Annotated in this window: 22 protein-coding genes and 5 tRNA genes; 17 read left to right on the top strand and 10 right to left on the bottom strand. The window is 66.5% G+C overall.

The window, feature by feature from the left end; translation table 11 throughout:
- The first annotated feature begins 27 nt into the window (after positions 1-27).
- From IM543_16270 to IM543_16240, 7 genes are all read left to right on the top strand, one after another.
- Positions 28-528 (top strand): chemotaxis protein CheW, encoded by a 501-nt coding sequence (locus IM543_16270; GenBank protein QOY93117.1) that lies wholly within the window; start codon positions 28-30, stop codon positions 526-528.
- A gap of 87 nt (positions 529-615) precedes the next feature.
- The gene (locus IM543_16265) at positions 616-1,473 is read left to right on the top strand and encodes a chemotaxis protein CheR (GenBank protein QOY93116.1); all 858 of its coding nucleotides are present in this window, start codon (positions 616-618) and stop codon (positions 1,471-1,473) included.
- A 17-nt stretch (positions 1,474-1,490) separates the two neighbouring features.
- The gene (gene cheD, locus IM543_16260) at positions 1,491-2,084 is read left to right on the top strand and encodes a chemoreceptor glutamine deamidase CheD (protein QOY93115.1); all 594 of its coding nucleotides are present in this window, start codon (positions 1,491-1,493) and stop codon (positions 2,082-2,084) included.
- Between the two features lie 48 nt (positions 2,085-2,132).
- Complete coding sequence (locus tag IM543_16255) at positions 2,133-3,194, top strand: chemotaxis response regulator protein-glutamate methylesterase (protein QOY93114.1); 1,062 nt, start codon at positions 2,133-2,135, stop codon at positions 3,192-3,194.
- Positions 3,195-3,315: 121 nt separating this feature from the next.
- Entirely contained in the window at positions 3,316-3,711 is a 396-nt protein-coding gene (cheY, locus tag IM543_16250) for a chemotaxis response regulator CheY (protein QOY93113.1), read from the top strand.
- 1 nt (position 3,712) lies between these two features.
- Positions 3,713-4,363 (top strand): protein phosphatase CheZ, encoded by a 651-nt coding sequence (gene cheZ / locus IM543_16245; protein QOY93112.1) that lies wholly within the window; start codon positions 3,713-3,715, stop codon positions 4,361-4,363.
- Between the two features lie 57 nt (positions 4,364-4,420).
- Positions 4,421-5,626: an HDOD domain-containing protein gene (locus IM543_16240; GenBank protein QOY93111.1), complete on the top strand. Its 1,206-nt coding sequence runs from the start codon at positions 4,421-4,423 to the stop codon at positions 5,624-5,626.
- An 18-nt stretch (positions 5,627-5,644) separates the two neighbouring features.
- Here IM543_16240 and IM543_16235 read toward each other — a convergent pair whose 3' ends face one another.
- The 6 genes from IM543_16235 to metG all read right to left on the bottom strand — a co-directional run bounded on the left by IM543_16235 (position 5,645) and on the right by metG (position 12,358).
- Positions 5,645-6,418, bottom strand: coding sequence for a PilZ domain-containing protein (locus IM543_16235; GenBank protein ID QOY93110.1), 774 nt, complete (start codon positions 6,416-6,418; stop codon positions 5,645-5,647).
- 131 nt (positions 6,419-6,549) lie between these two features.
- Positions 6,550-7,395 carry a pantoate--beta-alanine ligase gene (locus IM543_16230; protein ID QOY93109.1) on the bottom strand — a complete coding sequence of 282 codons (846 nt, stop codon included), beginning with the start codon at positions 7,393-7,395 and terminating at the stop codon, positions 6,550-6,552.
- Positions 7,396-7,436: 41 nt separating this feature from the next.
- Positions 7,437-8,333: a segregation/condensation protein A gene (locus IM543_16225; GenBank protein ID QOY93108.1), complete on the bottom strand. Its 897-nt coding sequence runs from the start codon at positions 8,331-8,333 to the stop codon at positions 7,437-7,439.
- A 17-nt stretch (positions 8,334-8,350) separates the two neighbouring features.
- On the bottom strand, positions 8,351-8,560 hold the full coding sequence (locus tag IM543_16220; GenBank protein ID QOY93107.1) for a DUF3460 family protein: 210 nt from the start codon (positions 8,558-8,560) through the stop codon (positions 8,351-8,353).
- A 65-nt stretch (positions 8,561-8,625) separates the two neighbouring features.
- Complete coding sequence (locus IM543_16215) at positions 8,626-9,942, bottom strand: hypothetical protein (GenBank protein ID QOY93106.1); 1,317 nt, start codon at positions 9,940-9,942, stop codon at positions 8,626-8,628.
- 199 nt (positions 9,943-10,141) lie between these two features.
- Positions 10,142-12,358: a methionine--tRNA ligase gene (gene metG, locus IM543_16210; protein ID QOY93105.1), complete on the bottom strand. Its 2,217-nt coding sequence runs from the start codon at positions 12,356-12,358 to the stop codon at positions 10,142-10,144.
- Positions 12,359-12,446: 88 nt separating this feature from the next.
- Between metG and apbC the strand changes: the two genes are divergently transcribed.
- Entirely contained in the window at positions 12,447-13,535 is a 1,089-nt protein-coding gene (gene apbC, locus IM543_16205; protein QOY93104.1) for an iron-sulfur cluster carrier protein ApbC, read from the top strand.
- A 37-nt stretch (positions 13,536-13,572) separates the two neighbouring features.
- Positions 13,573-14,592 (top strand): RNA methyltransferase, encoded by a 1,020-nt coding sequence (locus tag IM543_16200; GenBank protein ID QOY93103.1) that lies wholly within the window; start codon positions 13,573-13,575, stop codon positions 14,590-14,592.
- A 50-nt stretch (positions 14,593-14,642) separates the two neighbouring features.
- On the opposite strand, the gene IM543_16195 is transcribed toward IM543_16200, so the two are convergent.
- Positions 14,643-15,824 carry an EAL domain-containing protein gene (locus tag IM543_16195; GenBank protein QOY93102.1) on the bottom strand — a complete coding sequence of 394 codons (1,182 nt, stop codon included), beginning with the start codon at positions 15,822-15,824 and terminating at the stop codon, positions 14,643-14,645.
- 224 nt (positions 15,825-16,048) lie between these two features.
- On the opposite strand from IM543_16195, the gene IM543_16190 reads away from it, so the two are divergent.
- The 8 genes from IM543_16190 to IM543_16155 all read left to right on the top strand — a co-directional run bounded on the left by IM543_16190 (position 16,049) and on the right by IM543_16155 (position 22,359).
- Positions 16,049-18,589 carry a diguanylate cyclase gene (locus IM543_16190; GenBank protein ID QOY93101.1) on the top strand — a complete coding sequence of 847 codons (2,541 nt, stop codon included), beginning with the start codon at positions 16,049-16,051 and terminating at the stop codon, positions 18,587-18,589.
- Between the two features lie 62 nt (positions 18,590-18,651).
- The gene (locus IM543_16185) at positions 18,652-20,007 is read left to right on the top strand and encodes an aminotransferase class I/II-fold pyridoxal phosphate-dependent enzyme (GenBank protein QOY93100.1); all 1,356 of its coding nucleotides are present in this window, start codon (positions 18,652-18,654) and stop codon (positions 20,005-20,007) included.
- 183 nt (positions 20,008-20,190) lie between these two features.
- Positions 20,191-21,582 (top strand): glutamate--tRNA ligase, encoded by a 1,392-nt coding sequence (locus IM543_16180; protein ID QOY93099.1) that lies wholly within the window; start codon positions 20,191-20,193, stop codon positions 21,580-21,582.
- Between the two features lie 125 nt (positions 21,583-21,707).
- Positions 21,708-21,783: transfer RNA gene (locus tag IM543_16175), tRNA-Ala, on the top strand.
- A 57-nt stretch (positions 21,784-21,840) separates the two neighbouring features.
- Positions 21,841-21,916, top strand: a tRNA-Glu gene (locus tag IM543_16170).
- A gap of 115 nt (positions 21,917-22,031) precedes the next feature.
- Positions 22,032-22,107 (top strand) — tRNA-Ala (locus tag IM543_16165).
- Positions 22,108-22,137: 30 nt separating this feature from the next.
- Positions 22,138-22,213: transfer RNA gene (locus IM543_16160), tRNA-Glu, on the top strand.
- A 70-nt stretch (positions 22,214-22,283) separates the two neighbouring features.
- Positions 22,284-22,359 (top strand) — tRNA-Glu (locus IM543_16155).
- A gap of 126 nt (positions 22,360-22,485) precedes the next feature.
- Here the strand turns inward: IM543_16155 and IM543_16150 are convergent.
- The 3 genes from IM543_16150 to IM543_16140 form a co-directional block, all read right to left on the bottom strand.
- Positions 22,486-24,384, bottom strand: a complete 1,899-nt coding sequence (locus IM543_16150) for a S8 family serine peptidase (GenBank protein ID QOY93098.1) — start codon at positions 24,382-24,384, stop codon at positions 22,486-22,488.
- Between the two features lie 31 nt (positions 24,385-24,415).
- On the bottom strand, positions 24,416-24,685 hold the full coding sequence (locus tag IM543_16145; protein QOY93097.1) for a hypothetical protein: 270 nt from the start codon (positions 24,683-24,685) through the stop codon (positions 24,416-24,418).
- 69 nt (positions 24,686-24,754) lie between these two features.
- Positions 24,755-25,630, bottom strand: coding sequence for a hypothetical protein (locus IM543_16140; GenBank protein ID QOY93096.1), 876 nt, complete (start codon positions 25,628-25,630; stop codon positions 24,755-24,757).
- Positions 25,631-25,948 lie beyond the last annotated feature (318 nt).

Here is a 25,948-nt window from a genome sequence, read left to right as displayed (position 1 = left end):
AAAACATTAACCCAAGAGGACGTGAACATGTCTACTGTACAGAACAACAAGCCGGGCGACGGCAGCATCGAAGGCGCCGGCAGCGAATTCCTGGCCTTCACCCTGGGCTCCGAGGAATACGGCATCGACATCCTCAAGGTGCAGGAAATCCGCGGCTACGAAGCGGTCACCCGCATCGCCAATGCCCCGGAATTCATCAAGGGCGTGATCAACCTGCGTGGCATCATCATCCCGGTGGTGGACATGCGCATCAAGTTCAACCTGGGCACGCCGGTGTACGACCAGTTCACCGTCGTGATCATCCTGAACATCGCCGGTCGCATCATGGGCATGGTGGTCGACAGCGTGTCCGACGTGACCACGCTCACCCCGGAGCAGATCAAGCCGGCCCCGGAAATGGGCACCGCCTTCAATTCGGACTACATGATCGGCCTGGGCACGGTGGACGAGCGCATGCTGATCCTGGTCGACATCGACAAGCTGATGTCGTCCGGCGAGATGGGCCTGATGGACAAGCTGGCAGCATGAACCTGGGGTGGGCGGCGCAGCCGCCCACCCTACGAACGGCCCGGCACGAGCAACACGCAGAGCAACAGCAACCAAGAGGCAACACACGTGCCGCAGCAACGATCCGATACGGTCAAGGAGTTCGACTTCACGCGCAGTGATTTCGAGCGGGTACGCGCGCTGATCTACCAGCGCGCCGGCATCTCGCTGGCCGAGAGCAAGCAGGAAATGGTCTACAGCCGCCTGGCGCGGCGCCTGCGCGCCACCGGCATCCAGTCGTTCGTGCGCTACCTCGACGAACTCGAGGCCGGCCGCTTGGGCGCCGAGTGGGAAGCGTTCACCAACGCGCTGACCACCAACCTGACCTCGTTCTTCCGCGAGGCGCATCACTTCCCGCTGCTGGCCGACCACCTACAGGCCCTGCGCCGCCGCGACGGCGCGCCGCTCACCATCTGGTGCTCGGCCGCGTCCACCGGCGAAGAACCGTACTCGATCGCGATGACGGCCTGCGAGGCCTTCGGCTCGCTCACGCCGCCGGTCCAGGTGGTGGCGACCGACATCGACACCAATGTGCTGGCGGTCGGCGCCAACGCGGTCTATCCGATGGAGCGCGCCGAGAAGGCCGGCCAGGAGCGCCTGAAACGCTTTTTCCTGAAAGGGAAGGGCGCCAACGAAGGCATGGCGCGGGTACGCCCCGAAGTGCGCCAGCTGGTGAGCTTTCGCCAGCTGAACCTGCTGGCGGACGCATGGCCGCTGGAAGGGCAGTTCGACGCGATCTTCTGCCGCAACGTGATGATCTACTTCGACAAGGACACCCAGCGCAAGATCCTGGCGCGCTTCGTGCCGCTGATGAAGCCGCACGCCCTGCTGTTCGCCGGGCACTCCGAAAACTTCCTGTACGTGTCGGATTCGCTGCGCCTGCGCGGCAAGACCGTGTACGAGCTTGACGGCGCCGCGCGCCGCTGATTGCACCGGATTCGACCATGAACAACCAGTTCGCCACCAACGTCTATTACGACCGCACCTTCGACTGCGACGCCGCCAAGATCCTGCCGGGCGAGTACTACTACACCGGCAAGAACATGCTGATCGTGACCGTGCTCGGTTCCTGCGTGTCGGCCTGCATCCGCGACCGCATCAGCGGCCTGGGCGGCATGAACCACTTCATGCTGCCCGACGGCGGCGACGCCGGCAATCCGGTGTCGGCCTCGATGCGCTACGGCAGCTTCGCGATGGAGATCCTGATCAACGACCTGCTCAAGGCCGGCGCCCGGCGCGAGAACCTGGAGGCCAAGGTGTTCGGCGGCGGCGCGGTGCTGCGCGGCTTCACGGCGATGAACGTGGGCGAGCGCAACGCCACCTTCGTCGTGAACTTCCTCAAGACCGAGCGGATCCCGGTGCTGGCCTCGGACCTGAACGACATCTATCCGCGCAAGGTGTACTTCTTCCCGAAGACCGGCAAGGTACTGGTGAAGAAGCTGATGCAAACCCAAAACGATACGCTGGCAAAACGCGAACTCGATTACGCCAAACGACTCAAGGTCGAACCGGTCGGCGGCGATATCGATCTGTTCTGAGCTCTTTTGAACGTAGTGGCCGGCACCAAGACCTGAAAGGGACGACGCATGACAATCAAGGTACTGATCGTCGACGACTCCGCGCTGATCCGCAGTGTGATGAGCGAAATCGTCAACTCGCAGCCCGACATGGAAGTCGTGGCCACCGCGCCCGACCCGCTGGTCGCGCGCGAGCTGATCAAGCGCCACAACCCCGACGTGCTCACGCTCGACGTCGAGATGCCGAAGATGGACGGCCTCGATTTCCTGGAAAAACTGATGCGCCTGCGCCCGATGCCGGTGCTGATGGTGTCGTCGCTGACCGAGCGCGGCTCGGAAATCACGATGCGCGCGCTGGAACTGGGTGCGGTCGACTTCGTGACCAAGCCGAAGATCTCGATCCAGACCGGGATGCGCGAGTACACCGAACTCATCGCCGACAAGATTCGCGCAGCCAGCCGCGCCCGCATCAAGCGCGCGCTGCCGGGCGCGCCGCCGTCCGCGCAGCTGTCGGCCCTGCGCAGCCCCCTGATCTCGTCGGAAAAACTGATCATCATCGGCGCCTCCACCGGCGGCACCGAGGCGATCCGCGAATTCCTGATGCAGATGCCGTCGGACTGCCCCGGCATCCTGATCGCCCAGCACATGCCGGAAGGCTTCACCAGTTCCTTCGCCAAGCGCCTCGATTCGCTGTGCAAGATCAGCGTGACCGAGTCCGCGGGCAACGAGCGCGTGCTGCCGGGCCACGCCTACATCGCGCCGGGGCACTCGCACCTCGTGCTCACCCGTTCCGGCGCCAACTACATGACCCGGATCGAGCAAAGCCCGCCGGTCAACCGGCACCGGCCCTCGGTGGACGTGCTGTTCCGCAGTGCCGCCGAGGCGGCGGGCAAGAATGCCGTTGGTGTTATCCTGACCGGCATGGGCAAGGACGGCGCCGCCGGCATGCTGGACATGCGCCAGGCCGGCGCGCACAATTTCGCCCAGGACGAGGCCAGCTGCGTCGTGTTCGGCATGCCGCGCGAGGCGATCGCGCTCGGCGCCGCCCACGAAGTGGGCAGCTTGCAGGCCTTGCCGCGCATGGTGCTCGAGCACCTGGCCGCGCAGGGCGGCCGGGCGTTGCGTGTTTGATCCGAACGGGGTGGGTTTGCTGCCATTTTATCGCCGTATGGCAACAAAAATGCTATTCTGGAGGCTGTTGTGCGGTCTTCATCCAATAAACCAAAGTACAAGATTCAAAACGGAGTAATTCATGGCTGATCCAAAGATGCGTTTTCTGGTTGTTGACGATTTCTCGACGATGCGACGCATCGTCCGGAATCTGTTGAAGGAACTGGGTTATGCCAATGTCGACGAAGCCGAAGACGGCGTGATGGGCCTGGCCAAGCTGCGCAGCGAACAGTTCGACTTCGTGGTGTCTGACTGGAACATGCCGAACATGGACGGACTGACCATGTTGCAGAATATTCGTGCCGATCCCGCGCTGGCCAAGCTGCCGGTGCTGATGGTGACCGCCGAAGCCAAGAAGGAAAACATCATCGCCGCCGCGCAGGCGGGCGCGAGCGGCTACGTGGTCAAGCCGTTCACGGCCGCCACGCTGGACGAGAAGCTCAACAAGATCTTCGAAAAGATGGACAAGGCAGGCTGATATGACCGAGCAGACCGCTGTCCAGGGCGTGGCGCAGTCGAACGAGCCGCACGAGGAGGTCCTGAGCCGGATCGGCCACATGACGCGCGCGCTGCACGAGAGCCTGCGCGGCCTCGGGCTCGACAAGCTGATCGAGAAGGCGGCCAGCGACATCCCCGATGCGCGCGATCGCCTCGACTACGTGGCGCGGCTGTCGGAACAGGCGGCCAAGCGCGTGCTCGACGCCACCGATGCCGCCGGTCCGGTGCAGGACGCCATCGAAACCCGTTCGGCCGAACTCTCGGGCGCCTGGCAAACCCTGCTCGACGGCGGCGCGAGCGAGGCCGAATGGCGCGCGCTGGCGCAGCGCACCGTCGCCGGGCTGGACGAGTCGCGCGCGGGGGCCGCCGCCACCCGCGGCCAGCTGATGGACATCATGATGGCCCAGGACTTCCAGGACCTGACCGGTCAGGTGATCGGCCGCATCACCGGCATCGCCCAGAACCTCGAGAAGCAGCTGGTGCAGGTGCTGATCGACTTCGCCCCCAGCGAGATCCGGCGCGAGATCGACAACGGCCTGCTCAACGGCCCGCAGATCAAGCCGGAAGGCAAGAGCGAAGTGGTGGCCGACCAGGGCCAGGTCGACGACCTGCTCGACAGTCTCGGTTTCTGACGGGGCAGGCCCCGGCGTCCGGGCCGCGTGCTCGTGTTAGACCTTTTTCGCGCCCACATGCATCAAACCAATTTCATCGTTCGTGAGCCGCTGCTCGACCCGAAGCAGCGGGTCATCGGCTACGAACTGTCGTGGCAGCACCACGACGGCAAGCTCGCGAGCGACCAGGAGCTGGAAGACCTGGTCGGCTTCGTCGCCGAGCACGTCCAGCATCCCGAGCATGGTTGGCTGCTGCGCGACAAGATCCTGTTCCTCGACGCGGTTCCCGAGATGCTCTCGCTGGACGCGCTGCACGCGCTGCCGCCGGACCGCACCGTCCTCACCCTCGGCATCCGCAGGCTGACCGACCCCAACGTGCGCTCGGCGGTCCAGGCGCTGCGCGTGGGCGGGGTCGGGGTGTCGATCCGCGGCGCCGACATCAATCTGCTGGGCCGTAACCTGTCGCCCTACGCGTCGTACGTCGAGGTGCAGTTCGCCGGCAGCGACGTCGCCGCCCAGGCGCGCACCTACGCCGCGGCCAAGCATGCGGCCATGCGCATGGTCGGCCGCCCGGTCGCCACCTGGGCCGATTTCGACGCCTGCGCCGCGCTCGGACTGGACGCCTTCGTGGGCAAGCTGCACCTGACCCCGCGTCCGGGCAACCCGGTCAAGGGCATGAACCCGACCCAGAGCACCATCCTGCAGCTGATGCAGATGGTCCAGAACAACGAGGACGTGCCCAGGCTCGAGAACGTGCTCAAGCGCGATCCGGCGCTCACCTACAAGCTGCTGCGCTACATTAATTCGGCCGGCTTCGGCGCCGCCCGCGAGGTCCAGTCGCTGCGCCAGGCGATTGCCCTGATGGGCTACGCGCCGCTGTACCGCTGGCTGGTGCTGCTGCTGGCCACGGCCAGCAGCAGCGGCTATTCGCCGGTGCTGATGGAGACCGCGGTGGTCCGTGGGCGCCTGGCCGAACTGCTGGGCGCGACACGCCTGCGCGGCGAAGCGGAGAACCTGTTCGTGGCCGGCATGTTCTCGCTGCTCGACCGGCTGCTGGGCTTGCCGATGAAGGAGGTGCTGGACACGGTGCCCTTGCCGGAAGAGGTGGTCAAGGCGCTGCTCGGGCGCGAGGGCCGCTACGGGCCTTACCTGGCGCTGGCCGAGGCCTGCGAGCTCAATTCGAAGCTGGTGGCCTCGCTGGCCGAGTCGCTCGACATCAGCCCGCTCGACGTGAACAAGGCGCACCTGTCGGCGCTGGCCTGGGCCCAGAGCGTCGCGGCCTGAAGGCCGGCTGCCGCCGGTTCAGCGCGACGCGGCGCGGCGCTCCACCGCCCCGGTGGTGACGAAGCGCTCCAGCGTCTGCTGCATCTGCATCGAAATGCCGGCAAAGCTGCACCCGATCTGCACCTGCTCGCCCAGCAGGAAGGTGCGGAAGGGGCGCAGCAGGCGCACTTCGAGGTCGGCCGTGATCACCAGGTTCGGTCCCAGTTCCAGGTGCACGTCCTCCAGTTTTTTTCCCACGTGCAGGCCCAGGCATTGTCCCGGCGTGGCGCGCAGGCCCACGCCGCCTTGCGAGAAGTCGTACAGCGGCAGTTCGACGTTGGCGCCTTTCAGGCGGAAACTGGCCATGTAGTTGACGCCGACCGGCGTCTCGACGCGGCGCGCGGCGCGCCGGTTCAGTACCAGGCAGGCGGGCGGGAAATCGGCCGCGACGTGCATCCGGTGGTCCGGGGCCGGTTTCCACGACTGGTCGAGCTCGAACTGCAGCTTGGCGTTGCCGCCCAGCGAAGCGACCAGGGTCGCCTTGCCCGCCGGCGGACGTTCGCTGCCGGAGAAGTCGAGCACGAAATGGGGCAGCTCCGGGTCGACCGACTCGACGCGCGCCAGCAGCGGCTCGATCCAGCCGGCCGGGAACACCGTGACCGGTTCGCCCGACAGCGACAGCGTCGTCAGGGCTTCGCCGATATCGAACGGGTCGCGCATTTCATGCGGTTCGGCCGTGCTGCCGATGCGCTTGAGCGCATCGGTCGGCTTCGGCGGGCCCTTGCGGACGAGGGGAGCGGCGGTGTCGGTCACGGCAACAGATCCTTGCGAGTGGTGTTGATGGCGCGCGGCTGCCGGTGTCGGCGGCCGCGCGGGTCAAGGCTTGACAAGTATAAGGCCAGTCTCCCGGTTATTGCAATTTTGCAAGCAATGATACTTCTTTGCTACGCCTGGATTTCAAGATTGTCGATCAGGCGGGTCTTGCCGAGCTTGGCCGCGGCCAGCACCACCAGCGGCGTGCCCGCTTCCAGGTCGGCGCTGTCGGGCGCCTGCAGGTCGATGCGCTTGCGGATCGAGACGTAATCGGGCTGCCAGCCACGGGCGGCCAGCTGCGCCATCGCCTGGCGCTCCACCTGCGCCGGATCGCGGCTGCCGGCGCGCATCGCTTCGGCCACGGCATTGAGTTGCTGGAACAGCACCGGCGCTTCCAGCCGCTCCGCGCTCGACAGGTAGCCGTTGCGCGAGGACAGAGCCAGGCCATCCTCGGCGCGGAAGGTCTCGGCGCCGATGATCTCGGTCGGCAGCGCGAACTGGCGCGCCATGTTACGGACGATCATCAGCTGCTGGTAATCCTTCTTGCCGAACACGGCCACGCGCGGCTGCACGCAGGAGAACAGCTTGGTCACCACCGTGCAGACACCGTCGAAGAAGCCCGGGCGGAACTCGCCCTCCAGGGTGTTGCCGAGGTCTTCGGGCGGACGCACGCGGTATTCCTGCGGCTCCGGATACATGTCCTTCTCGGTCGGGGCGAACAGCACGTACACGCCTTCCTTTTCCAGCTTCGCGACGTCGTCCTGGAAGGTGCGCGGGTATTTGTCGAAATCCTCGTTCGGGCCGAATTGCAGGCGGTTGACGAAGATGGACGCGACCACCGGGTCGCCGTGCCTGCGCGCCAGGCGCATCAGCGACAGATGGCCTTCATGCAGGTTGCCCATCGTCGGCACGAAGGCGGTGCGCAGCTGGCCGCGCAGCTGGTCGCGCAGTTCGTCGATGGAGGAAATGATTTTCATGGAGTTTTAGTGTACAGATGCAAGAATGAATGGTGTGGCTTTCAAGCCGGGGAATACGCCAGGCGCACATAGATTGGCGCGAAGGGTTCGGCTTGGGTGATCTCGATCAAGGTTTCCTTCGCCAATTCGAGCATGGCGACAAAGTGTACAACCACGATCGGCACCGTGTGCTGGCCGGCGAACAGTTCGGAAAATTCAACGAAGCGCTGCGACTGCAGCACGCGCAGGATGGCCGACATGTGCTCGCGCACGGAAAGCTCCTGGCGGCTGATCCGGTGGTGCTGGGTCAGCTTGGCGCGGCGCAGGACGTCGAGCCAGGCGCGCTGCAGGTCCCAGGGATCGACCTCCGGCAAGGCGGGCGCCAGGCCCTGTTCGACGAACAGCTGGGGACGCACGAAGTCGCGGCCTTCCTGGGGCAGGGCGCCGAGCGCCAGCGCCGCCGACTTGATCTGCTCGTAGTCGAGCAGGCGGCGCACCAGTTCCGCGCGCGGGTCGCCGACGTCCTCGACCAGGTCGTCCTGCCTTTTGGGTAGCAGCATCCTCGACTTGATCTCGATCAGCATGGCCGCCATGAGCAGGTACTCGGCGGCCAGTTCCAGGTTGCGCTGGCGGATCTGCTCGACATATTCCAGGTATTGCAGGGTCACCTGCGCCATCGGGATGTCGAGGATGTTGAAGTTCTGCTTGCGGATCAGGTACAGCAACAGGTCGAGCGGACCTTCGAAGGCGTCGAGGAAGATCTCGAGCGCATCCGGCGGAATGTACAGGTCGTTGGGCAGGCGTGTCAGCGGCTCGCCGTACAGGCGTGCGATGGCCGCTCCGGCCATGTCGGCGGCCGCGTTCAACTGCGCGTCGCCGGGCGGCAGGGGCGCCTCATCCTGCGCAGGATCGGCCGGCGCAGTATCGGGCGACTGCGGCGCGGCCTGCTCGGGCAGCATGGCGGCGCTTCCTTACCTCAGACCTTGGACTGGTAGGGGTAAGCGTGCTGGCGCAGGCGTGACGCCTTGATGCGCTCCTGCTCGTCCAGCGACAGCGGGGCCTTGTCCCAGAGTAGCGCGCGGCCGGCGACCTGGCGCTCGTCCATGCCGGGGGTTTGTGCCTTGAGCTCCTTGATGAACTTGGTGTGCTCGGATTCGTACATCGAATGTTGTTTCTTGAAAAACATGATATCCACAAAGGAAGTGAGGAAGCGCCGGGGCATTCTTCTGCCCCGGCGCATTTGCGTCAAGTTTACTTGTGCAGTTCGTTCAGTTGGCGGGCGATGATGTCGTGGCTGAGCCACAGCACCGGGGCGATCTTTTCCGACGCGCCATGGAACATCAGCGGACCGGCGCCTTCGAGCACCAGGCTCGACAGGTGGTCGGTGATCAGGGCCTTCTTGTCCTTGTGCAGGGCGGTGATGGCTTCCGAGGTGCCGATCATGACCTCGGCCAGTTCCGGGGTGTTGTCCATCGGCCAGGCTTCGAAGTTGCGGAAGTGGGCGCTGGTGGCGTCGTTGTTATAGCCTTCGATGGTGTCGAGCAGCGCTTGCAGCGAGGTCCCTTCGCCCAGCAGGTCCTGGCAGATCTCCCATTGCTTGTCTGCCCATGCGCCGCCGCCTTCCTGCTTGAGTGCGGTGAGCAGGGGGAACAGCGACAGTTCCACGCCCACGAAGATGTCCGACGAGTTGGTGCGGATTTCCGGGCAGTTGAAGACGGTCGCGTACACACCCTGTTTCCAGGCGGCCTGGGCGATCGACTCCAGGCGCATCTTGGCGTAGCCCTGGGTGTAGTTGGTGTAGGTCTGCCAGGTGTATTCGCCCTGGATGAGGATCTCGGTGCCGTGGTAGCCGTAGGCGGTGTAGCGCACTTCGCCGCCGGCCTTGGTCACGCGCTCGCGGATCTGGGCGGACGCGTCGATCAGGTACTTGAGGGTGTTGGCGGTGACTTCGTCGAAGTTCATCAGGATCAGCTTGCCCAGGTCGCTGTCGAGCAGGGCGCGCGAGGACTCGAAGCGCTCGCCGCGGCCCTTGTAGATGCGGTTGGCGATGGCCAGGAAGGCCTTGATCTTGGGGATGCCGCCGGCCATGGTGTGGGCGAAGAAGACGTTCGCGCCCTCCGGGATCAGCTTGTCGATCTCGTGCATCGCCTCGGCGGCCGAGGTGGTGAAGCGGCGCACGCCGGCTGCGCGGCAGCGCTCGATCTTTTCCCAGTCCAGCTTGTCGTCCTGCCAGGTCTTGAGCTTGACGTCGGCCAGCAGTTCGGTCGGATTCTGCTCGCCTTCCGGCGCGTCCATGTCGAAACCGGCCATCAGCGGCACGTTGATGATCGTGCCGCCGAGCTTCTCTTCCGCTTCCGCGTGCTCTTCCGCCGTCAGGGCGCGCAGCGCGCCCGTTTCGTCGCGGCGGCCCACGGTAATGCCCACGATGCGCATGCCGGCGGCGCGTGCCTCATCGATCAGGCCGTTCACATAGCCGCGGCCGAACAGCTCGCCGAACAGGACGAAGACATCGCCCTTGCGGAACACGTTGGCCTGGGGGATGTGGCGGAGAGGAGTCAATTCGGTCATCTTGTTATCTACCTATTATGTATGGTCTGAAGGAGGCCTGCCGGCAGGGCCGGTGGAAGCACGAATTTCAGAAAAAACACGCCATTATAACGCCGCGGATGGGCGTGGGCCTTGATTTTGGGAGGGGCGGGGAGGCCGAGGCGGGATGCTGCGATCCCTGGTCCCGGCCTTCGCCGGGACCCGGGCAGGAGGCGCGGTGTCAGCGAATGCGCATGCCCGGCTGCGCGCCGGGCATCGGATCGAGCAGGTACAGCCCCGGATTCGCCTTCTCGTCGGCGCTCGATGCGCACAGCACCATGCCTTCCGACACGCCGAACTTCATCTTGCGCGGGGCCAGGTTGGCGACCATGACGGTGAGCTTGCCGACCAGGTCTTCCGGCTTGTAGGCCGACTTGATGCCCGAGAACACGTTGCGGTAGCGGCCTTCGCCCACGTCCAGGGTCAGGCGCAGCAGCTTGCCGGCGCCTTCGACGTGCTCGCAGTTGACGATTTTCGCGACGCGCAGGTCGATCCTGGTGAAGTCGTCGATCGAGATTTCCGGTGCCAGTGCTTCGATGTCGCCTGCCGCCGGGGCGTCTGCGGCAGGGGCCGCGGCAGCTTCCGCCGAAGGCGCGGCAGCGGGGGCGGCAGCGGTGGCGGCAGCGGGGATGCCGGCCGGCTTGTCGAACAGGTTCTCGACCATCTTCGCATCGACGCGCTGCATCAGGTGGCTGTAGGCGCCGATGCTGCGGCCCAGCATGCTTTCGTAGACGGCGGCGCCGTGGGTATCGAGCCAGCTCAGTTCGCCGTCGCCGAGGAATTCGGCGACGCGCGCGGCTACCTGCGGCAGCACCGGCGCCAGCATGATGCTCAGCTGGCGGAACAGGATCAGCGCGGTGGTGCAGACATCGTGCAGTTCGGCCAGCTTCGCTTCGTCCTTGGCCAGCAGCCAGGGCTTGTTCTCGTCCACGTACTGGTTGACGATGTCGGTGATCTCCATGATCTCGCGCAGCGCGCGGCCGTACTCGCGCGCCTCGTAGGCGGCGGCGATGCCGGCCTGGCGCTCGGCGCCATCGTTCATCAGGGCCTTGCAGATCCAGCCCTTGGCATCGCCCGAGAGGCTGTCGGCCAGCTTGCCGTCGAATTTCCTGGCGATGAAGCCGGCGCAGCGGCTGGCGATATTGATGTACTTGCCGATCAGGTCGCTGTTGACGCGGGCGACGAAATCCTCGCCGTTGAAGTCCAGGTCTTCCACTTTCGCGTTGAGCTTGAAGGCCAGGTAGTAGCGCAGCCATTCCGGGTTCATGCCCAGTTCGAGATAGCGCAGCGGCGAGATGCCGGTGCCGCGCGACTTCGACATCTTTTCGTTGTTGACGGTGAGGTGGCCGTGCACCGCGACCTTCAGCTTGTCGATGATCGGGTGGCCCGAGAAGTTCAGCATGGCCGGCCAGAACAGCAGGTGGAAGGACACGATGTCCTTGCCGATGAAGTGCACCTGCTCGGCCGCCGGGTCGTTCAGGAAGGCGTCGACGTCGAGGCCCTGCTTGTCGAAATAATTCTTCAGCGAGGCCAGGTAGCCCACCGGCGCGTCCAGCCACACATAGAAGAACTTGCCTGGCGCATCGGGAATCGGGATGCCGAAGTACGGCGCGTCGCGCGAGATGTCCCAGTCGGCCAGCTTCTCGCCGGATTCGCCCAGCCATTCCGAGACCTTGTTCACCATTTCCGGCTGCAGGCGGCCCGGGGTGTTCAGCCACGCTTTCAGGAACGTGAAGCAGCGCGGGTCGGACAGCTTGAAGAAGTACTGTTCCGAGGGTTTCAGGATCGGGGTCGAGCCGGTGAACACCGAGAACGGGTTGATCAGTTCGGTCGGCTGGTAGGCGGCGCCGCAGACTTCGCAGTTGTCGCCGTACTGGTCCTTGGCGTGGCAGGTCGGGCACTCGCCCTTGATGTTGCGGTCGGCCAGGAACATGCCCTTGACCGGGTCGTAGAAGCGATCCACCGTCTTGGTGACGATCAGGCCTTCCTCGCGCAGCTTGCGGTAGATGCCCTGCGAGAGTTCCACGTTTTCCGGCGAATCGGTCGAATACCAGTTATCGAAAGCGATGTGGAAACCATCCAGGTACTGCGGGCGGCCGGCGGCGATCTTGGCCACGAATTCCTGCGGCGTGATGCCTTCCTTCTCGGCCGCGATCATGATCGGGGTGCCGTGGGTGTCGTCGGCGCAGACGAAGTGCACCTGGCGCTGCTCCCCATTGTCGCGCTGCATGCGCTGGAACCGGACCCAGATGTCGGCCTGGATGTATTCCATCATGTGGCCGATATGGAAGGCAGCGTTGGCGTAGGGCAGGGCAGTGGTGACGAACAGCTTGCGGGTCATGGTCGAAGCGCTAATGGTTTTGGAAAAGAAGCATTTTAACAGCGGAAGGCCGCACATGCGCAGCCGCCAGCGCCGGGTTTGCCAAAGCAACAAGAAGCCTGCGGCATTTTGCGCTACACTTCGGCCCTATAACCTGGAGAAACACATGAGCATCACTGAGAACGATGTCAAGGCAGCATTGTCGGCAGTCATCGATCCTAATACCGGGAAGGATTTCGTCTCTTCCAAGTCGATCAAGAACATCCAGCTCAGCGGCAGCGACGTCGCGTTCGACGTCGAACTGGGCTACCCGGCCGCCAGCCAGGTCGCGCGCATTCGCGACAGCGTCGTCGCCGGCGTCCAGGCGCTGCCGGGCGTCGGCAAGGTGAGCGCCAGGGTGCATAGCAAGATCGTGTCGCACGCGGTCCAGCGCGGCCTGAAGCTGATGCCGAACGTGAAGAACATCATTGCGGTCGCGTCCGGCAAGGGCGGGGTCGGCAAGTCGACCACCGCCGTCAACCTGGCGCTGGCACTGAGCGCCGAGGGGGCCAGCGTCGGCATCCTCGACGCCGACATCTACGGTCCTTCGCAGCCGATGATGCTGGGGATTAACGGCCGTCCCGAAAGCCGCGACGGCAAGACCATGGAGCCGCTCGAGAACCACGGCGTGCAGGTGTCCTCGATCGGCTTCATGATCGATCCGGACGAGCCGATGGTGTGGCGCGGCCCGATGGTCACCGGCGCCTTGCAGCAGCTGCTCGAACAGACCAACTGGCGCGACCTCGACTACCTCATCGTCGACATGCCGCCAGGCACCGGCGACATCCAGCTGACCCTGTCGCAGAAGGTGCCGGTCACCGGCGCCGTGATCGTCACCACGCCGCAGGACATCGCGCTGCTGGACGCGCGCAAGGGCCTCAAGATGTTCGAGAAGGTCGGCATTCCGATCATCGGCGTGGTAGAGAACATGAGCACCCACATCTGCTCGAACTGCGGCCACCACGAATCGATCTTCGGCGAAGGCGGCGGCGAGAAGATGTGCCGCGATTTCGGCGTCGAGTTCCTCGGCAAACTCCCGCTGACCCTGTCGATTCGCGAGCAGACCGATTCCGGCCGCCCGACCGTGGTCGCCGATCCGGACGGCCCGGTGTCGGCCATCTACAAGGAAATCGCGCGCAAGCTTGCCGTCAAGGTGGCCGAGAAGGCGAAGGACATGAGCAGCAAGTTCCCGAGCATCGTCGTCAAGAACGACTGAGTTTTTTACCAACCGGTAAAAACTACGGCTTCAGTCGATGCGTATTTCGGCCATCCGCGCGCGCCTGGCGGCGCTCGGCGCGCTGCCGCTGCACCAGGAGCGCGTGCTGCGCGACTGGGTGCAGGGCGCCGCGCACGAGCGCGGCCGCCGCCCGGCTTCCGACTTCCTGCCGAAACCGGTGCGCGCGGCCTTGCCCGCGCTGGACGCCGAACTGGCCGGCCTGGTGCGGCTGGTCTCCAGCCACCCGGGCGAAGACGGCTCCGAACGCCTGCTGATCGAACTGCGGGACGGCCAGACGATCGAATCGGTGCTGCTGCCGCGCGACGGGGTGTGCGTCTCGAGCCAGGTCGGCTGCGCGGTGGGCTGCCGATTTTGCATGACCGGCCGCGACGGCCTGCTGCGCCAGGTGTCCAGCGGCGAGATCGTGGCCCAGGTGGTGCTGGCCCGTGGCCGCCGGCCGCTGAAGAAGGTGGTGTTCATGGGCATGGGCGAGCCGGCCCACAACCTCGACAACGTGCTGGAAGCGATCGAGCTGCTGGGTGTCGAGGCCGGCATCGCCCACAAGAACCTGGTGTTTTCCACCGTGGGCGACCCGCGCGCCTTCGAGCGCCTGCTCGAAGGGCGGGTGAAGCCGGCCCTGGCGCTGTCGCTGCATACCACCAGGGCGGACCTGCGCGCCGAGTTGCTGCCGCGCGCGCCGCGCCTGAGCCCGCAGGAACTGGTGGAGCAGGGCGAGCGCTATGCGCGCCTGTCCGGCTATCCGATCCAGTACCAGTGGACCCTGCTCGAGGGCGTCAACGACGGCCCGGACGAAATCGAGGGCATCGTGGCCCTGCTGCGCGGCAAGCGCGCGATCCTCAACATGATCCCCTATAACACGGTGCCCGGGCTGGCCTACCGGCGGCCCAGCTGGGAGCGCGCGCGGGAAATCGCCGCGAGCCTGCACGCGCGCGGCGTGCTGACCAAGCTGCGCGACTCGGCCGGGCAGGACGTCGATGGCGGCTGCGGGCAGTTGCGGGCGCGCGCCGGCCGCGCCATCGCCCTGCGCCGCGCCTGATATCGACATCGAGGGCCGGCCATGTCGGGCCGGGCTCGATCAGGCCAGCGTCAGGCGGGCGGCGCGGGGCGCCCGAGCAGGTAGCCCTGTCCGGCCTTGATGCCGAGCTGGCGCAGCACGTCCCGTTCCGCCTCGGTTTCGATTCCCTCGGCCACGACGGCGCTGCCGGTATCGCGCGCGAAGCCGGTGAGCGCCGCGGCGAGCGCCCGGCGACCGGAGGCAAGGTCGATCCCGCCGACGATGCTCTGGTCGAGCTTGATGATGTCGGGCTGCAACTGGAGGATGTGACGGAAGCTCGCGTAGCCGGAACCGGCATCGTCGATCGCCAGCCGAAGTCCGGCTCGGCGCAAGCCGGCAAGCGCCGCGACGAGCGCCGGATATTCTTCGATCGGTGCGTGTTCGGTAATCTCCAGGACCAGCCGGTCCAGTGCCGCACCCTGCAGGCGGGCGGGCAGCGCGCCGCCCAGGATGGTATGCGGCGATACATTGAGCGACAGGTAGGCATGGGGCGGCAACAGCGCCAGCTTGGACAGCGCGAGTTCGATCGCCAGCATCTCCAGTTCGGCGCCTTTGTCGACCTGGTGCGCCTCGGCGAACCATCTTGCGGGGGAGGTGTCGGGGGCGGGAAAGCGCGACAGCGCCTCGTAGCCCAGTACGGCCCCGTTGTCCAGGTCGACGATCGGCTGCAAGGCAATCGTGATGGCGCGCCCGGCGATCACGTCGGACAGGCGCGCGCAGGTCTGCTCGATCGCCCGTTCGGCGAGCACCCGTTGTTCCAGCATGCTCGCCATCAGCGCCGCGAAGCGCCGCAGGGCATCGACGTCGACCTCGCGCAAGGAGCACTGCGGGCTGTGGTTGTAGCAGCAGAATGTGCCGAACACCGAACCGTCCGACAGCCAGATCGGCACGCCCAGGTGGGCGCGGATCTTCAGCGCCTCGGTGCAGCCCAGGCGCTTGAGGACGGGATAGATGTGGCTGTCGTCGACAATGGCGGGGATGGTCCCGTTGACCACGTGCTGGCAATAGCTCTCTTCTAGCGGATCGGAGTGCCCGGGCTGGACCGGAAGCGCGCTACCCGCCGCTGCAATGTGGCGAAAGATGCGGCGCCCGTCCTTGAATTCCGAAACGAAGGCCACATCCATCCGCAGGCAAATCCGTGCCAGATCGACTGCGGACAGGATGATCTGGTTCAGCGATGCTTGCGATTGCCGGGGTTGCGCCACATTCAACATTGCTCACGTCTTATTAGTTGCGAACGATTATTGTAGGAGTGCCCGCCCACCCCGTAAACCTCCGTTGCAAGCTTATGCGCCGGGCATGAGGGCTGGCGCATGGCCGTCCGACAAGCGGCGTGCCGGACGCGCCGTCTTTCCACCGACTTTCTGTTTGAAAATAAAGCTCACAGGAATTTCCCTGCTTACACTCGGCGTCTGGAGTGTGGCGCATGGGATGACCGATGAGCGAGGACAGCACACAGCGGTGGCGCGGGCGTTACCTGGACGCGGCCCACCTGTTCGTACCCGCCAGGCTGCGGCAGGACCCCGCCGTGCTGGCGCGCGCCGAAAACGTGGTCAACGCGGCCTTGATGGCGGCCACCGCGGGGCCCCTGTACGCGCTGGCCTACTGGCTGCTGGGCCTGCGGCTCGCGGCCCTCGAGATCCTGGCCTGCTGCATCTTCATGCTGATGGCGCCGCCCTTGCTGCGCCTGAGCGGCAGCATCGCGCTGGCGCGCGAACTGTTCCTGTGCGCCCTGTTCTTCAATTTCACCTGGCTGACCTGGCACCTGGGCGGCATCCACGCGCCGACCGCGAGCTGGCTGATCACGGCGCCGGTGGTGGCGATGTTCCTCGGCGGCGTGGTCAGCGGCGTATGCTGGCTGGTCATGAGTTGCGCCGCGGCGGCCGCGATCTGGGCCCTGCCGGCCTTCGGCCGGGCCCAGCCGGGCACGCCCCTGCTCGACATGCCGCTGCTGCACCTGATCTGCAACCTCGGCCTGTACGTGGTGGTGCTGGTATTCGTGCTGCTGTTCGAGCTGACCAAGACCGAAGGCTTCGTCAAGCTGCAGCGCGCCCTGGCGACCATCAATGAACTGGCGATCCGCGACGAGCTGACGGGCAGCCACAACCGCCGCTTCCTGCTTGGCCTGATCGAGCGCGAAAAGGAGCGCAGCGACCGCAACCGCCGCCCGTTCTGCCTGTGCCTGTTCGACATCGACTTCTTCAAGCGCATCAACGACACGTACGGCCACGGCGCCGGCGACGCGGTGCTGCGCAGCTTCGCGCAGGCGGTGCAGGGCCAGATCCGCGGCAGCGACGCCTTCGGACGCTATGGCGGCGAGGAGTTCCTCCTGATGCTGCCCGAGACGCCGGCGCCGGACGCGATGGTGCTGGCCGAGCGCGTACGCCGCGTGATCGCCGGCCTGAAGTGCAAGGACGGCGACGGCGGCGCCGAGATCAGCCTGACCGTGTCGGCCGGGGTGGCCGAGTACCGGCTCGGCGAAGGCGTCGCGCAGGCCATTGCGCGCGCCGACGAGGCGCTGTACGCGGCCAAGTCGCTCGGCCGCAACCGTGTGCACTGCCACGACGAGGACGAGCGCGCGCCGGTGGTGTCCCGTCCCGACGGAGAGCAGGGCGGCGATGCGGCCAGGCCAGGCGCGGGCATCGGACGCCTGCTCGACGGCGCGCAGTGCGACCAGCTCACCGGCCTGCTCAACCGGAACCTGCTGCGCGACCGCTTGCGCCACGCGATGAACCGCGCCAACCGCAACCGCCGCCTGGTGGCGCTGCTGCACCTGAACATCAACGGCTTCAAGGAGATCAACGACGCGTTCGGCTACGAGGCGGGCGACGACCTGCTGAGCCAGGCCGGAGCGGCGATCCGGCGCTGCCTGCGCGACTCCGACACCGTGGCGCGCTGGAGCGGCGACGAATTCGTCGTGCTGCTGGAAGACCTGGGCTTCGAATCCGACGCCCAGGTGGTGGCCGAGAAGATCCTCGACCGTTTCGGCCTGCCCTTGAGCGTGGCGGGACGCGCGTGCCTGGTGACGCTGGCGGTCGGCGTGGCCCTCTATCCGGCGGCCGACTGCGACCTCGATGCGCTGCTCAAGCGCGCCGACATCGCCATGCGCGGCGCCAAGCGCTGGGGCGAGAACAGCGTGCAGGTGTATTCCGGTGACACCGTGCAACCGCAGAGCGAGCGCCTGGCGCTGAAGAACGGCCTGCGCGAAGCACTGGCCCAGGGCCAGCTGTTCCTGGAATATCAGCCGCAGATCGACCTGGCGACCCGGCGCGTGGTCGGCGTCGAGGCACTGCTGCGCTGGCAGCATCCGGTGTACGGGCGCGTCGATCCGAGCCGCTTCATCCCCTTGGCCGAGGAAACCGGCATGATCGTCCCGATCGGCGACTGGGCGCTGCGCAGCGCCTGCGCGCAGAACCGCGCCTGGCACGCGGCCGGGCTGCCGGAGATCAAGACCGCGGTCAACCTGTCGGCGCGCCAGCTCAAGGAGCCGGGGCTGCCGGCGCGGGTGCTCGCAATCCTGCTCGACACCGGCATGCCGGCGCGCTGCCTCGACCTCGAGATCACCGAGGGCATGCTGATCGAGGACCTGGCCGCCAACTGCTCCCTGATGAGCGGCTTGCGCCAGGCCGGCGTGCTGGTGTCGATCGACGATTTCGGCACCGGCTACTCGAGCCTGAACTACTTGTCCGAGCTGCCGGTGGACATCCTCAAGATGGATGGCCTGTTCGTGCGCCGCCTGGGATCCGCGGCCGGGCCTGGCCGCTCGTATGCGATTGCCGAGGCGATCGTGGCGATGGCGCACCGCCTCGGGCTGCACGTGATCGCCGAGGCGGTCGAGACGCCCGAGCAGCTGGCCGACCTGTGCGCCATGGGCTGCGACGCGGCCCAGGGCTACTTCTTCGCACGGCCGCTGCCGCCCGCCGAGGTCGCGGCGATGCTGGCGCGCCAGGTCGAGGCGCCGGCGCTGGTGCCGGCCTGAATCTGGACCTGAATCCCGACTCACCTCGCCGTCTCATTTCTTCTATCTCGCCGGAGGATGCCTTGCTGAACGAACCGATTCCCTTTGATCCCGCCCACGACCTGGACGCGCTGGCCGCATCGGGCGCGCTGGGCGGCAACGTCGCCTTGTTCCGGCAGCCGCGCGGACCGGACCTGCAGCGCCGCAGCGCAGCCCTCGAGCAATGGTGCGCGCTGCGGATGCGCCATGGTGTCTGGCCCTATGCCCGCATCCTGGAGGGGCCGCCGGCGGCGCTGGCCGTGGTGGAGGGCGACGGGCTGGCCGCGGCGCAGGGCATCAACTTCGCCTCGCAGGACTATCTCTCGCTCGCCACCCATCCGGCCGTGACCGAGGCCGCCATGCGGGTGCTGGCCGAGTGCGGGCCGCACAGCGCCGGCTCGGCCGTCCTGCTCGGGAACAGCCGCTACTCGGGCGCGCTGGAAGAGGCCGTCGGCGCGCTGCTGCACTGCCGGCAGGTGGTGCTGTTCCCGACCGGCTGGGGAGCGGCGTTCGGCGCCGTGACCGCGCTCGTCCACTCCGGCGACCACGTCCTGATCGACGCCCTCGCACACGCCTCGCTGCGCCAGGGCGCGGCGGCGGCGACACGCAACGTGTCGGTGTTCCGTCATCTCGACTGCGACCACCTGCGCGAACTGCTGGCCGGGATCCGCGCGGTGGACGCCAATGGCGCCATCCTGGTCCTCACCGAGGGCCTGTTCAGCATGGACGCCGACAGCCCCGACCTGCCGCTGACCCAGTACCTGTGCCGTGAGTATGGCGCCACGCTGCTGGTGGACGTGGCGCATGACCTCGGGTCGATGGGGCCGGGCGGCAGCGGCGTGATCGGCGCGCAGGGCATGCTGGGCAAGATCGACATCGTGATGGGGGCCTTTTCCAAGACCTTCGCGTCGAACGGCGGTTTCGTCGCCTGCTCGGAGCGCAGCGTGCGGCGCCAGTTGCAGCTGTTCGCCGGGCCGCACATGTTCTCGAACGCGCTGTCGCCGGTGCAGGCGGCCACGGTGCTGGAGTGTCTGCGCATCGCGACCGGCAGCGAAGGAGAAGCCCTGCGCGCCGGCCTGATGCGCAACGCGGTCGAGCTGCGCGCCCTGCTGCAGGAAGCCGGCATGCGCTGCATGGGCGCGCCGTCGCCGATCGTTCCGCTGTGGACGGGCAGTGAAGCGGCCGCGCGGATCGCCGGCATGCTGCTGGCGCGCGAACAGGTGTTCGTCAATCCGATGGAATTTCCCGGTGTGCCGCTGGGCGCGGCAAGGCTGCGGCTGCAGCTGATGGCGCGGCACACGCCGGCCCAGATCCGGCGCGCGGCCCAGTCGCTGGCGGCGGCGGTGGCGCGCGCGCTCGGCGCGCCGCGACCGGTGCTGCGGCCTTCGGAGGAGCCCTAGGCAAGCACGGATCGATTCATGACGGCGGCTCCGGCCGCGAGAAAATGCGCCCTGCCGCGTTGCACATCCTCGCGGTAGCACGCGGTAGCGCTGCGGTTTGCGCGCGGCGGTCCGGACGGCGCATGGTGCGCGCGCCGATGGCGACGGGGTAGAATAGCTCCTTTACCTTTTTCGCATCCAGACATGACCGTCCGCACCCGATTTGCTCCCAGCCCGACCGGCTACCTCCACCTGGGCGGCGCCCGCACCGCGCTGTATTCCTGGGCCTTTGCGCGCCACTTCGGCGGCAGCTTCATCCTGCGCATCGAAGACACCGACCTCGAACGCTCGACGCCGGAAGCCGTGCAGGCGATCCTGGACGGCATGCAGTGGCTCGGCCTGTCGCACGACGAAGGCCCGTTCTACCAGATGCAGCGCATGGACCGCTACCGTGAGGTGATCGCGTCGATGCTGGAGCAGGGCAGCGCCTACCTGTGTTACTGCTCGCCGGAAGAAGTCGAAGCGATGCGCGAGCGCATGCGCGCGCTCGGGGAGAAGCCGCGCTACGACGGCACCTGGCGTCCGGAACCGGGCAAGACCCTGCCGCCGGTGCCGGAAGGCGTCAAGCCGGTGGTGCGCTTCAAGAATCCGCTGGACGGCGAAGTCACCTGGAACGATGTGGTCAAGGGTCCGATCACGATTGCCAACAAGGAACTCGACGACCTCATCATCGCGCGTCCGGATGGCACCCCGACCTACAACTTCTGCGTGTCGGTGGATGACTGGGACATGAAGATCACCCACGTGCTGCGCGGCGACGACCACGTCAACAACACGCCGCGCCAGATCAACATCCTGCGTGCGCTCGGCGCCGAGCTGCCGCAGTACGGCCACCTGCCGATGATCCTGGGCCCGGACGGCCAGAAGCTCTCGAAGCGCCATGGGGCGGTGAGCGTGATGCAGTACCCGGAGCAGGGCTACCTGCCGGAAGCGATGCTGAACTACCTGGCGCGCCTGGGCTGGAGTCACGGCGACGACGAGATCTTCTCGATGGAGCAGTTCACCGAGTGGTTCAACCTGGACCACCTGACGGCGTCGGCGGCGCAGTTCAACCCGGAAAAGCTGGCCTGGCTGAATAACCATTACATTAAGCAGGCCGACAACGAGCGCCTGGCCGCGCTGGCGCGCCCGGTCCTGGCCCGCGAGGGCGCGCAGTTCGAGGGGGCGCCCGCGCTTCCGACCGTGATCGCGCTGGTGAAGGATCGCACCAACACCATCAACGAACTGGCCGATACCGCCATGCTGTTCTACCGCGAACCGAAACCGGACGCGGCGCTGCTGGCCCAGCACCTGACCGACGCGGTGCGCCCGGCACTGGCGGCCTTTGCCGAGCGCTGCAAGGATGTGGAGTGGAGCAAGGCAGCGATTGCCGCCATGTTCAAGGAAGTGCTGGCCGCGCACAGCCTGAAGATGCCGCAGATCGCCATGCCGCTGCGCCTGATCGTCACCGGGCAGTTGCAGACGCCGGCCATCGATGCGGTGCTGGAATTGTTCGGGCGCGAGGTCGTCCTGGCCCGCATGGCACGCCATCTTTAATGGCTTGTTTTCGGAGCGCACATTTTCTGAAAACAGGTATTTGCGAAATGCAAGGCGCTCCGCTATAATGCTCGCACTTCAGCAGCACACGGTACGAAGCAGCAGGTAGCAAGGTACAGTGAAGAGGGGGTATAGCTCAGCTGGGAGAGCGCTTGCATGGCATGCAAGAGGTCAGCGGTTCGATCCCGCTTACCTCCACCAACGCTGAAGTGCAGTAAGTAGTAAGAAGTAAGTAGCAGGCAGTACGGTAGTTCCGAGGTCCCCATCGTCTAGAGGCCTAGGACATCACCCTTTCACGGTGAGTACCGGGGTTCGAATCCCCGTGGGGACGCCAAGACTTGGCTTGATGCCGATTCCTGGCAGCGTGCAACCAGCGGCACGCAGCGGTAAGCCGGTCGTAGTAAGGTAGTAGTTCTAGCAGCAGTATGTTAGAATGTTGTTTTCCCGTAGGGGGTATAGCTCAGCTGGGAGAGCGCTTGCATGGCATGCAAGAGGTCAGCGGTTCGATCCCGCTTACCTCCACCACGTCGGAAAACAATGTTGTAGCAGTCCAGGGTCCCCATCGTCTAGAGGCCTAGGACATCACCCTTTCACGGTGAGTACCGGGGTTCGAATCCCCGTGGGGACGCCAAGAATTTGGTAGTAGCACGGCTGATGCCGCGGTGCGGCGCAGTCGTAGCAGTAAGCAAGCACAGTTTTAGGTCCCCATCGTCTAGAGGCCTAGGACATCACCCTTTCACGGTGAGTACCGGGGTTCGAATCCCCGTGGGGACGCCAGTATAAAACCGGAGCAGACCAACGCGCATGCGCGTATAGGTGCTCCGGTTTTTCATTTTGGGCCGCCCATCCACGCTCCGCATTTCCGCATCATGTCTTGCCTTGCTTCGTGGCGCGGCATGAGGCTCACCATCCGGATGGATGCATGCCGCCCAGGCCGAGTCCGAACGGAAAACCCGGCGTGCCGGAGAAGCCTTGCGGGCCTATCCCCTGTTGCGGCGCAAAGCCCGCGGGGTAGCGGACGGCATTGTTATCCGCCGACAGCATACCTTGCGCCATTGCCGCCCCCGCCACCGGGAACTGCCACTGCGCGAACTGCTGGCCCGGCATCATCGACAGCCCCAGGGCCACCAGCGCATCCGGCATGCCGTAGCCGATGTGCGCCGGGTCCGCCAGCGTCACGGGCCGTGCGCTCAGCCGCAGGACCTGGAACAGGCGCTCCACCCGCTCGGCCGAGCGCGCCCGCAGCACGCCCTGGAATTCCGGGCGGTGCGCCAGCACCAGGGCCGCCAGGCCGGTCACGTGCGGCGCCGCCATCGAGGTACCGTCCCATGATGCAAAATTGTTCGGAGGCACCGACGACACGACGGCGACGCCCGGTGCGCACACGTCCACCTGCGGTCCGGCACAGCTGAAGCGGGCCGTGAAGAAGCCTTGCGCATCGATGTCCTGTCCGACGGTCTCGGTGTGGTAACTGTCGGGCGGGAACTCGTCGACCTTGCCGATCGCGGCCACCGCCAGTACGTGGGGCGAGGCGGCGGGGTACTGGACCGGTCCGCCGGAGTTGCCGGCTGCGGCGATGCAGGCCACGCCGGCCTGCTTGGCGCGCACGATCTGGCGCTCGAGCGCTTCCGACGGCGCACTGCCGCCCAGGCTCAGGTTGACGACGTCGATCTGCTTGTCGATGCAGTATTCCAGCGCGTCGATCAACTGGCTGATCTGGCCGCCAGGGAACAACTTGCACACATGGATTTCGGCGTCGGGCGCAAAGCCGCGGATGCCCCAGCTGGGATCGGCCGCGCCGATCACGCCGGCGCAGTGCGAGCCATGGCCGAGGCTATCGGTATTCCAGGTGGACGGGTCGACGCCCTTGTTGATGACATCGAAGCCGGCGCGGATGCGGTTGAGGTTGCCGTGCGTGGTGGCGACGCCGGAGTCGATCACGGCAATCCGGATCCCCTGGCCGCGGAAGGGTTGCGGTACCTGGTCGAGACGCATGGCGCGCGATCCCCAGCCGAGCGCATTCTGGCGCGGCAGGTTCTGCAGGGCCGGCCAGTCGGCCAGCGGGCGCAGCATGACCAGGTTCGGTTCGTCCAGGCTCAGGTCCGGGTCGCGCTGGTAGAAGCTCCAGTAGTCGGCACGCGGCTTGACGTACAGGCCGTTGATGGAATGAGTGTCTTCGCCGTACAGGCGGAGGCGGGCAATGCCGTCGGGGCCGGTGACCGCGCTGCTCGGCAACAAGCCGCCGAACAGCGAGACTTCGGCCTCGGCCAGCGGCGCGCCATCCTTGCCGAGCACGGCCACGGCGACATCGACCGCCGGTCCGCTGTAGGGCGTGAGCGAGGACACCAGGTCGGGGCGGCGCAGCATCGGATCGAGCAACTGCAGGTGCTGGTCGCGCTCGACGAGCAGGCGGCCCTGGCCGCGCTGGTGCAGTTCGCCCGCCTTCTGGTCGGTCATGCGCGCCACCAGCACGCCCTCGGACTGGCCGCCCATGCCCGGGCCGCCGATGCTGGCGGCGCCCACGCCGGCGCGCCCGCCGACGGTGTCGACGATGTCGATGTCGCCCAGCCCCTGCAGGGCCTGCTGCACGGAAGAGAGCGACAGGCTCGGCATCATCGCGGCCGGCGCCATGAAGCCGGCGGCGGCAGGCAGGGGGCGCGGCGCCACCAGGTATCTCTTCTTGCGCTCGGCCACCGCGCGGCCGCTCGGGGATGCGGATTCGTCGGCGCTGGAACGGCTATCCTTGGCGCCGCCGGGCGGCTGCCCCGGCTGCTCGCCTGCGCCCTGGGGAGTCTTTGGCATGGTGTGTCCTTTTCTGGTTGGTGCGGTCGCGCTAGCTGAACAGCGACAGTGGCTGGTCCGGCTCGATCGTTAATTGGTTGAGGTTGTGGCGCCGCAGCTGCTCGGCGGTGTCGGGGTCGGTTTCGACCACGATCGTGTGCGGCGGCCCGGCGCGCGGCCCGATCGTGTCGACCAGGCGCACGGCGGGAAGCGTGTCGAGGCTGTCGCTGAAGCTTTTCAGCGCAGCGCTGTCGGCAACGGCACGGACGATGTAGCGGCGGCTCGCGCCGCCCTGGACGGGACCGCTGGTGGAACTCGGCATCGGCAAGGCTCCTGGATGAGGCGCCTCCCGGTCGGGAGGCGCGGTGATGGGAACGCTTAATATGGGGTTTCAGTGCAGCGTCTGCTGTCCCCCGAATTGCGCCTGCTGGGCATAGCCCGACCACGGGTCGGCCGAGAAGGGCAGCATGCCGCCCAGTTGGCCGGCGATGCCGCCGATGGTGTTGCCCAGTTGCTGGTTACCGAACTGGCCGCCGATGAAGCCGCCGAGCGGCTGGGCAACCCGCTTGACCATGTTGCCCAGCCAGCCTTGCGGGCCGATCTGGCCCTGCTGCTCGGCTGCCAGCTGCTGCTGCAGGATGGCCGCCTGCTGCTGGATCTGCTGCAGTGCCTGCTGCAAGCCCTGCTGCTGGATCTGCAGCTGCTGCAACTGCTGCACGATCGGGTGCTGCTGCTGCTGCTGGCCGCCGCCCTGGGCATCGGCGCCGAAAGGCAGCAGGCCGCCCAGGCCCGACAGGACGCTGCCGGCCACGTTGCCGATCGTCGAGTTGCCGGTCAGATCGCCGATCAGGCCGCCGGCCGGCCGGCCGAATTGGCTGAACAGGTTGCCCACGAAGCCTTGCGGCGCCAGCTGGCCCATCTGCGGCGGCTGTTGCTGCGCTTGTTGCTGCGCTTGTTGCTGCGCTTGCTGCTGCTGTTGCAACTGCTGCTGCAACTGTTGAAGTTGCTGCATTTGCTGTAGTTGCTGGAGCTGTTGCAGCTGCTGCGGGTTGCCGTAGGCCGAGCCCGGGTCTGCGCCGAAGGGCAGCAGGCCGCCGCCGATCCCGCCGGCCATCTGGCCGATGCGGCTGCCCAGGTTGGCGTTGCCGAACATTCCGCCGATGCCGCGCCCGATGGCCCCGCCCAGCGGCGCACCGAACATTCCACCCAGGAAGCCCTGGGGTGACAGTTGTTGCTGACCAATGCCGTATTGCTGGTAGTCGTTCATGTTCAACTCCTTCAGTGTGATTGCCGCCACCCGCATCAGGCGGCACCGCCACGGAACGTGGCGGTGCCGCGCCCTTACGCGCCTGGCGCGAGCGCTTGCATGCATGGCGTTCACGCGACGGGTAAGGTCGGCGCGCAAACGAAGCGTAGGAGGCCGGGTTCGCCCCGCCGGCTCCCTACAGGTAGGCATTGGACTTGGGTGCTGCGGTGAAGTTTGGGTCGCCGTGCGCGATGCGGCGCATGTCGCGGGATTGATTGCGGTGGCGCAGAAGAACTGTGTTTGGCGCTTGCAACCGGCAGGCTGCAGGCTCGCGCGGGC

The organism is Massilia sp. UMI-21, assembly GCA_015277795.1.
Lineage (GTDB): Bacteria > Pseudomonadota > Gammaproteobacteria > Burkholderiales > Burkholderiaceae_D > Telluria.
The sequence above is the reverse complement of the archived record's forward strand: the minus strand, read 5'-3'. Positions and strand labels throughout refer to the sequence as shown.